This window comes from Mesorhizobium sp. M7A.F.Ca.CA.001.08.2.1 (genome assembly GCF_003998455.1).
In the GTDB taxonomy this organism is placed as follows: Bacteria; Pseudomonadota; Alphaproteobacteria; order Rhizobiales; family Rhizobiaceae; genus Mesorhizobium; species Mesorhizobium ciceri.
Genome location: NZ_RZPW01000309.1, coordinates 1 through 6,723, shown reverse-complemented (window position 1 = coordinate 6,723; position 6,723 = coordinate 1). Strand labels below are relative to the sequence as shown.

Genomic DNA, 6,723 nt, shown 5'->3' with positions numbered 1-6,723 from the left:
GTGCATTGGAAGAGCTTCGTCAGCGCCCGCCAGGCCGGGGCCCGCCTCACCCACCTTCTGGGGCTGCTGCCCGAGGCTGCAACAACTGTCTCGCTGCCGCCGCCGTCGTTTCGCCTCTCGGTAGAGCGCATCAGTGTGGCGCCGCCGGGCGAGCGCCGCCTTGTCGTCCAGGATGCGGGCTTCGTGCTGGAGAAGGGCGCCGGCCTCGGCATCATCGGTCCGAGCGCTTCGGGAAAATCCTCGCTCGTCAGAGCCATCGCCGGCGTCTGGCTGCCAGTGCGCGGTACCGTCAGGCTCGACGGTGCGACGCTCGACCAGTGGTCGTCGGAAGACCTCGGCAAGCATGTCGGTTATCTGCCGCAGGATGTCGAGCTGTTCGACGGCACCATTGCCGAGAACATAGCTCGCTTCGAACCCCGGCCCCCCTCGGACAAAATACTGACCGCTGCGCGCGCCGCCGGTGTTCATGATCTGGTGGTTCACCTGCCTGAAGGTTATGAAACGCGCATTGGCGAGGCCGGGTCGGCGCTTTCGGCGGGCCAGCGACAGAGGGTCGCTTTGGCGCGTGCTCTCTATGGCGATCCGTTTCTTGTCATACTCGACGAGCCGAATTCCAATCTCGATGCCGATGGCGAAGCCGCCTTGACGGCGGCGATCCAAGGCGTGCGCGACAGAGGCGGCATGGCCATCGTGGTGGCGCATCGCCCGAGTGCATTGCAAAGTCTTGACCAGATCCTTGTCATGACGAACGGCAGCATTCAGGCCTTTGGCCCGAAGAATGAGATCATGACCAATGTGACCCGTCCCATCAGCGTTCCGTTGAAAGTTGTCCCAAGTCCTGAAGAGGCGGCGCTCTGATGCCGGAGAGGGCGACATCGGTGATCGACCGGGCCATTCGACGTTATCTGCTTGGCGGCATTGCGACCTCCATCCTACTGGTCGGTGGAGCGGGCAGCCTTGCCGCCGTGATCGACCTCTCTGGCGCGGTCATTGGATCGGGAAAGCTGGTTGTCGATTCCAGTGTCAAAAAGGTGCAGCATCCGACGGGCGGCGTGGTCGGCCAAATCTTCGTGCGCGAAGGCGATGCCGTGCAAGCGGGACAGGTTCTGATTCATCTGGATGAAACCGTCACCCGCGCCAATCTGGCCATTGTCACCAAGAGCGCGGATGAACTCGATGCCCGCCTGGCACGTCTCAAGGCCGAGCGCGATGGTGCGGACGCCATCGGTTTTCCGCCGTCGCTGATGTCTCGGCGGGACGATCCGGATGTCAGCGGAACAATGGCCGGAGAGCAGTCGCTCTTCGAGTTCCGCCGGCAGGCACGCGCTGGCCAGAAGGCGCAGTTGGCGGAACGTATCTCCCAGCTCGCCGAAGAAGTCTCCGGCCTGACCGAGCAAAAGGACGCCAAGAGCCAGGAAATCAAGCTGATCGGAACCGAGCTCGCGGGCATGCGCACATTATGGGAGCGCAAGCTGGTCTCGATCGATCGCATCACCGCGCTCGAGCGCGAGGCCGTGCGGCTGGAGGCTGAACACGGGCAGTTGATCGCGGCGATAGCGCAGTCGAAAGGTCACACGTCGGAAATCCGCCTGCAGATCATCCAGATCGATCAGGATCTGCGCAGCGAAGTCGCCACGGAGCTGCGTGAGGTCCAGGCAAAACTCTCGGAGCTAGTCGAACGCAAGGTATCGGCCGAGGACCAGCTCAAGCGCATCGACATTCGAAGCCCGCAGGCCGGCGTCGTCCTTCAGCTTGCCGTACATACGATTGGGGGTGTCATCACTGCGGGCGAACCGGTCATGCTCATCGTGCCGGTCGCGGACCGACTGACCGTCGAAGCCCGTGTCGCTCCACAGGACATCGATCAGCTGAAACAGGGGCAGGAGGCGACGCTGCGGCTTTCGGCCTTCAATCAGCGGACCACGCCTGAACTCAACGGAAGCGTCAGCAAGATCTCCGCCGATCTCAGCACCGACGAGCGCACCGGCGCCGGTTATTACACCGTGCATATCGTTTTGCCGCGCACGGAACTTGCCAGACTCAAAAGACTGACCCTGGCGCCCGGCATGCCGGTCGAGGTGTTCTTCACGACCAGCAGCCGCACGATGCTGTCCTATCTCGTCAAGCCCCTGGCCGATCAGATCCAGCGAGCATTCCGGGAGGAGTGAAGCGCGCCTGGGCTGCAGCGACCGGCCGCTTCCCGCCGCGAGCATTCATCGGCTGGGAAATTGGCGGAATGCTGCTTTCGGTTTATTGATCCTCGACGACTCCCTGCTGGGCTCGATCCACTGGCCGCCTCCGAGGTAAAAGGCACGGGGACGTCGAACGCGGGCACGTTGGCTTCAATGCTCAACCGGCCTAGGGGTTAAGGACCGAGTGGAGCCGCGCCTTGAGGGTGGCTTGCAGCATGCCAGGACATAGCCGACCGAGTTCTGCCGCGTCCGGCATGGCCAAAAATAGGAATTGACCCCTCGCCCGAGTCAATTCTTGCTTGACATTTATGTTCCCGTTCTGTTCACTTCCCGAGCCTGCCGGAAAGGCCAACTGCCATGCTCATGCCGATCATCACGTAAGGCGCTCAAAGGGATGAACCTGCTCAACGGCGAACTTAGGAGCGACTTGATGTGCTCCCTCCATCACGCGTGCGACACGCTAGGAGGAACCGCGATGGGAACGATGTACTTCGATGCCGAGGTCAAAGCCGAGTTGCACTCTGAAGCCGTGAAGCTTGTCGCCCGCTACGAAAGCCCGCTTGAGACCGTGAAGGCGCTGATGGCCTACAACCGCGAGCCAGAGACTCAGATACTCGCCATAGCCCAGGCATCCGGGGATAGGTTCCATTGGCTACGACGATACGCCCCCTGTTGTAGGATGACCGGCGTGGACATTGCGAAGTCCCGCCCTACGGCTAGGATAGCGCGGATGAACGGAACGACCTCCGAGGCAGCTTGTGCTGACGCACTCGCGGCGCTCCGCACGGCAGGGCGAGGCCGGGAAACGAAGTTGCCCATAAACTGATCGGAGGAGACTTGGTATTGCGACCCCTCGCGCGACCTCGGCAGGTTGAATCGTTCCCGGCGTGACAGGAGAGCTTTTTAGCCATGCATGACCTTATCGCTTTCATACAAAGCAACTCTGCGCTGGTGGCGGCTAACCCGTTGGCCTTTGCTACGTCTGCCGCATTGTTCGGCGCCGGCGGATTTGCCGTGGGGCGCTATTTCCTTGCGGAGCGCATTGCCAATCTGGAAAGCCGGATTGCGCGGCGCGACGAGGAGATCACGGACCTGAAGGCCAAGCAGAAAGCACCGGACCCGGAAGGCCCTGTGCCTCTATTCGAGATGACAGAGATGCTTCCCCCTGCGCCGTTCAACTTCAACCGGCTGTTGGTCAGCGGAAAAACACCCTCCAGGTTGAATAGTTTACTCTCCCAACAGAAAGCACCAGGCTGATCGTGGTCACGGCCTTCCACCGTCATGAGACCGGCGACCTGCAACCGGCAAGCATGCTGGCCTCATTGCGTGGTCGCGCGAGGGTAACCCTTCGGTGGCTTATGGCGAGCCGACGACTCTGTTTGCGGGTGGCGACGTGCCGGACATGGAATAGCTGGAGGTGGTTTCATCCTTGGCAGCTACTTTGAATACGTTCCGGAATTCTGAGGTTGGCATTTCGTCGGCGAGTGCAGCGATGCAAACGCGCATCGCGTAATCCACCTGTTTTGGAATGCGGGACAACGAAAAGATCCGACAGGAATGCCAACCCCCTACTCCACGATCTTCCAGTATGAGTCCTTGCGGATCACCTTTCCGTCACGAAATGTGTAGAAATCGCAACCTCGAACTTCCTTTTTGACGCCCTCGCGGGTGGTGCCGGTGAGGGTCCATTTCGACATGCCGGTGTTGGCAGCCTCGTCCGCAAAGTGCTGTCCACTGCCGTAATGCACATCGGGCAAACCCTCAAAGCGTGTCGCTAGCGCGTCTCGTACGCTGCGCTTGCCCTCGCAGCGCGTTCCCCAAGGCTCGGCCCCCCTTGGCATCTCCAGAACGCAGTCGTCGGCAAAGAACGCCATGATGCGGTCCAGATCGTGCGCATTGAAGGCCTCGCAAAGCTCCGTCAATGTGGCTCGAATGTCCATTCGCGAACGGCTCCTCGGATTTCGAAGTAGGTCACTGGCGGCGGATCCGGTCAAGTGTCCAGCCAGACACCCTGGCTATGACCGGGATGGAGCGCGGCTTCCGCCACTCACCCCTTCTTAGCGAACGCCCAGACCATCAGCGGGTATTCCTCGTCGTTACTGAGATCCCGCCACAGGCCGTAGGCGCGAACAGGGCCACCGATATGGGCCCTGGCGCAGGCCTTGTTGCCCCAGCCGTGGACCTTGACGTTGGCTTCGGGGAAGCCGCCGTCCACCATCAGCTGCTTGAGTCCGGCGGGCGTCCATCTGTTGTAGTCGTGCGGTCTGGCGTGCACGCGAAACAGGAAGGGCGTTGCCACCATCGCCCAACCGCCGGGTCGGGTCATGGCGTGGATGTTCCGCACCGCCGCCTGCGGACGCTGCACGTGTTCCAGCACCTGGTCGGCGATGACGATCGAATACTGCTCATCGGTGCGGTCGTTGCAGATGTCGAAGGCGGGGAAGTCGACAGAGCGGTAGTTGGAGCACATTGTGCGCCAATAGCGGTTCCAGCCGGGCGAGATCTCGATCACGTCGGAGGATTTACGGTTGCTGGCTTCGAGAAAGAGGCTGAAAGCCTCGATCTGGCGGATACGCAGCCAGTTGCGGGAATCATAGCCAAGCAGCCGCTTGGCTGCCTGTTTGCCACGGCTCTTCAGGGTGCCGGCAAGGCTCTCAGTCATCACGACCTCCAGAGACCCGCCGTCCTTGCTGGTAGCACTATGTTATGGGCAAAAGATGACAACGCAGCGCCGCCGCCGGCGGCGCGACCAGAAACAATGTACCAGCAGGGCCACCGCCCCACAGTGGAGCTTCCGTTCCCATTTCCCACTCAGACAACGGATGAGCAGACTAACCCTGCTTAATAATCGCCGTTGTAGTACCTGTCGTCGCACGGCGCCGTGTAGATGCGGCCGCGGCGGTCCTGGTAGCGGCACATCTGTTCGCCGCGACGCTGCGGCGTAGTGGCCGAGCCGACGACGGCGCCGAGCAGGGCGCCGCCGGCAGCGCCGATGAGCGTGCTTTCGGTGTTGCCGCCGATGGCCTGACCGACGAGGGCGCCGCCAGCGCCGCCGATCAGAGCGCCAGTTCCGGCCCGCTGCTGGCCTTCGGTCTGCGCGCACCCGGCCAGTGCCGCGGTCATCAGCACGGCGGCTATGACTTTGTGAACGTTCATGTAAGGTCTCCCTTGAAGGCTTGATATCCCTATGGCTTGCCACCTGCGGCTGCAATGCGGCGGAACGGGGGCACGAGCCGTCACGATAAAAGACATGGTTTCTCGGGTGTTGATAGAAGCCTGCCTGCTATTTTCCTCGCTTCTCGTTTTATGGCGACAAGTCCCATTCGGTACAAAGTGTCGATCATTGTGTAACGAGATTGAAGCCTCATACCGCTAGGATCGTCCGGTTCAAGCGGACGTTCAATCTGCCTTCCAGGCGCTAAATGATGGAACAGGCGCACACGGTCCGTCGACCTGCTGAGAACGCACAGCGCGTGCGCGCAGCTCAATACCTGCGAATGTCCACCGACCACCAGAGCTATTCGATCGACAATCAGAAGGATGCAATCCGTGAATTCGCGGATGCGATGAACTACGACACCGTGGCCACATACGAGGACGCCGGTCGCAGCGCTTGAACCTCGAAGCAAAGGCTGTTGGCGGATGTCGAAACGAAGAACGCGGATTTCGAATCGTCATCGTCTACGATGTGAGCCGCTGGGGGCGATTCCCGAACCCCGATGAGAGTGCGTCGTACGAGTATCGGTGTCGTGTTGCCGGCGTTGAATTGAATATTTTGGCGAACAGTTCGCAAACGATGGCAGCATCGGATCAGACCTGCTCAAGGCGATAAAGCGCACGATGGCGTGCCGAGCACAGCCGGGTGTTGTCGGTCAAGGTGTTTGCCGGCCAGTGCAGGCTCGTTCGAATGGTGATACCGGCAGGGAGGGTCGGCCGGCCTGGGCCTGAGGCGCCGGTTCATCGACCAGCTTGGGCGCACAAAGACCATGCTCGCTCTCAAAGAGTACAAGGGCCTCCAGACGGATCGGGGCATCCTCGTGCATGGACCACCTGATGAAATTGCGACGGTGCGCTGGATCTACCATGAATACGTGAAGGCTGGTCGGACCGAGCTTCAGATTGCGCGGTCGTTGAATGCCAAGGGAGTGGTCACCGGTCTCAACCGACCTTAGAATTTCCGCTGCCCAAATTGTAGGCGCTGCCGCGATCAGCCTAGCCGTTCATCGGGTGCAAGGCGGGACAGTAGGCCGCGAATAGAGAAACGCAGGCCATCCGACGCGAAAACAAGATCTGGAGCCTCTCCAAATAGGCTGGTCAATGCGGCGCGCATATAGCGTGTTCCATACCCTACTCGCGAGGGTTGAACTACCGACGGTCCTCCTGATTCGATCCATCTCAGCGTCAGCACTGGTTCCGAACTCGCCGTTATATTCCATTCCAATCGTATCCTGCCTTCGGGGCGGGACAAGCCGCCATATTTAATGGCGTTTGTTGCTAGTTCATGAAGCGAGAGGGCGAGAGTTGTACCGGC

9 protein-coding genes are annotated in these 6,723 nt (G+C 60.8%); 6 read left to right on the top strand and 3 right to left on the bottom strand.

Going from position 1 to position 6,723, the window contains the following annotated elements:
- From EN914_RS18820 to EN914_RS18805, 4 genes are all read left to right on the top strand, one after another.
- The coding region (locus EN914_RS18820) for a type I secretion system permease/ATPase (RefSeq protein WP_127389200.1) at positions 1 to 858 on the top strand (858 nt) is incomplete at its 5' end.
- Positions 858 to 2,168 carry an HlyD family type I secretion periplasmic adaptor subunit gene (locus EN914_RS18815; protein ID WP_013525075.1) on the top strand — a complete coding sequence of 437 codons (1,311 nt, stop codon included), beginning with the start codon at positions 858 to 860 and terminating at the stop codon, positions 2,166 to 2,168. The genes EN914_RS18820 and EN914_RS18815, both read left to right, overlap by 1 nt.
- Before the next feature lie 418 nt (positions 2,169 to 2,586).
- Positions 2,587 to 3,018, top strand: coding sequence for a hypothetical protein (locus EN914_RS39255; RefSeq protein ID WP_245265379.1), 432 nt, complete (start codon positions 2,587 to 2,589; stop codon positions 3,016 to 3,018).
- 83 nt (positions 3,019 to 3,101) lie between these two features.
- Complete coding sequence (locus EN914_RS18805; RefSeq protein WP_013525073.1) at positions 3,102 to 3,449, top strand: hypothetical protein; 348 nt, start codon at positions 3,102 to 3,104, stop codon at positions 3,447 to 3,449.
- A gap of 311 nt (positions 3,450 to 3,760) precedes the next feature.
- Here EN914_RS18805 and EN914_RS18795 read toward each other — a convergent pair whose 3' ends face one another.
- The 3 genes from EN914_RS18795 to EN914_RS18785 form a co-directional block, all read right to left on the bottom strand.
- Complete coding sequence (locus tag EN914_RS18795) at positions 3,761 to 4,186, bottom strand: nuclear transport factor 2 family protein (protein WP_255337261.1); 426 nt, start codon at positions 4,184 to 4,186, stop codon at positions 3,761 to 3,763.
- A 53-nt stretch (positions 4,187 to 4,239) separates the two neighbouring features.
- A complete protein-coding gene (locus EN914_RS18790; protein ID WP_024504651.1) occupies positions 4,240 to 4,854 on the bottom strand; it encodes a bifunctional 2-polyprenyl-6-hydroxyphenol methylase/3-demethylubiquinol 3-O-methyltransferase UbiG in 615 nt (204 codons plus the stop codon).
- A 179-nt stretch (positions 4,855 to 5,033) separates the two neighbouring features.
- The gene (locus tag EN914_RS18785; protein ID WP_013525070.1) at positions 5,034 to 5,348 is read right to left on the bottom strand and encodes a glycine zipper 2TM domain-containing protein; all 315 of its coding nucleotides are present in this window, start codon (positions 5,346 to 5,348) and stop codon (positions 5,034 to 5,036) included.
- Between the two features lie 269 nt (positions 5,349 to 5,617).
- Between EN914_RS18785 and EN914_RS39250 the strand changes: the two genes are divergently transcribed.
- Positions 5,618 to 5,809, top strand: a complete 192-nt coding sequence (locus EN914_RS39250) for a recombinase family protein (protein WP_224673137.1) — start codon at positions 5,618 to 5,620, stop codon at positions 5,807 to 5,809.
- A 369-nt stretch (positions 5,810 to 6,178) separates the two neighbouring features.
- Positions 6,179 to 6,364 (top strand): recombinase family protein, encoded by a 186-nt coding sequence (locus EN914_RS39245; RefSeq protein ID WP_024504652.1) that lies wholly within the window; start codon positions 6,179 to 6,181, stop codon positions 6,362 to 6,364.
- Positions 6,365 to 6,723 lie beyond the last annotated feature (359 nt).

Bases quoted from the DNA above. Each gene is read 5' to 3' on its own strand.
- EN914_RS39255 (WP_245265379.1), top strand. From the start codon at position 2,587: ATGAACCTGCTCAACGGCGAACTTAGGAGCGACTTGATGTGCTCCCTC.
- EN914_RS39245 (WP_024504652.1), top strand. From the start codon at position 6,179: ATGCTCGCTCTCAAAGAGTACAAGGGCCTCCAGACGGATCGGGGCATC.
- EN914_RS18785 (WP_013525070.1), bottom strand. From the start codon at position 5,348: ATGAACGTTCACAAAGTCATAGCCGCCGTGCTGATGACCGCGGCACTG.
- EN914_RS18815 (WP_013525075.1), top strand. From the start codon at position 858: ATGCCGGAGAGGGCGACATCGGTGATCGACCGGGCCATTCGACGTTAT.
- EN914_RS39250 (WP_224673137.1), top strand. From the start codon at position 5,618: ATGGAACAGGCGCACACGGTCCGTCGACCTGCTGAGAACGCACAGCGC.
- EN914_RS18805 (WP_013525073.1), top strand. From the start codon at position 3,102: ATGCATGACCTTATCGCTTTCATACAAAGCAACTCTGCGCTGGTGGCG.
- EN914_RS18790 (WP_024504651.1), bottom strand. From the start codon at position 4,854: ATGACTGAGAGCCTTGCCGGCACCCTGAAGAGCCGTGGCAAACAGGCA.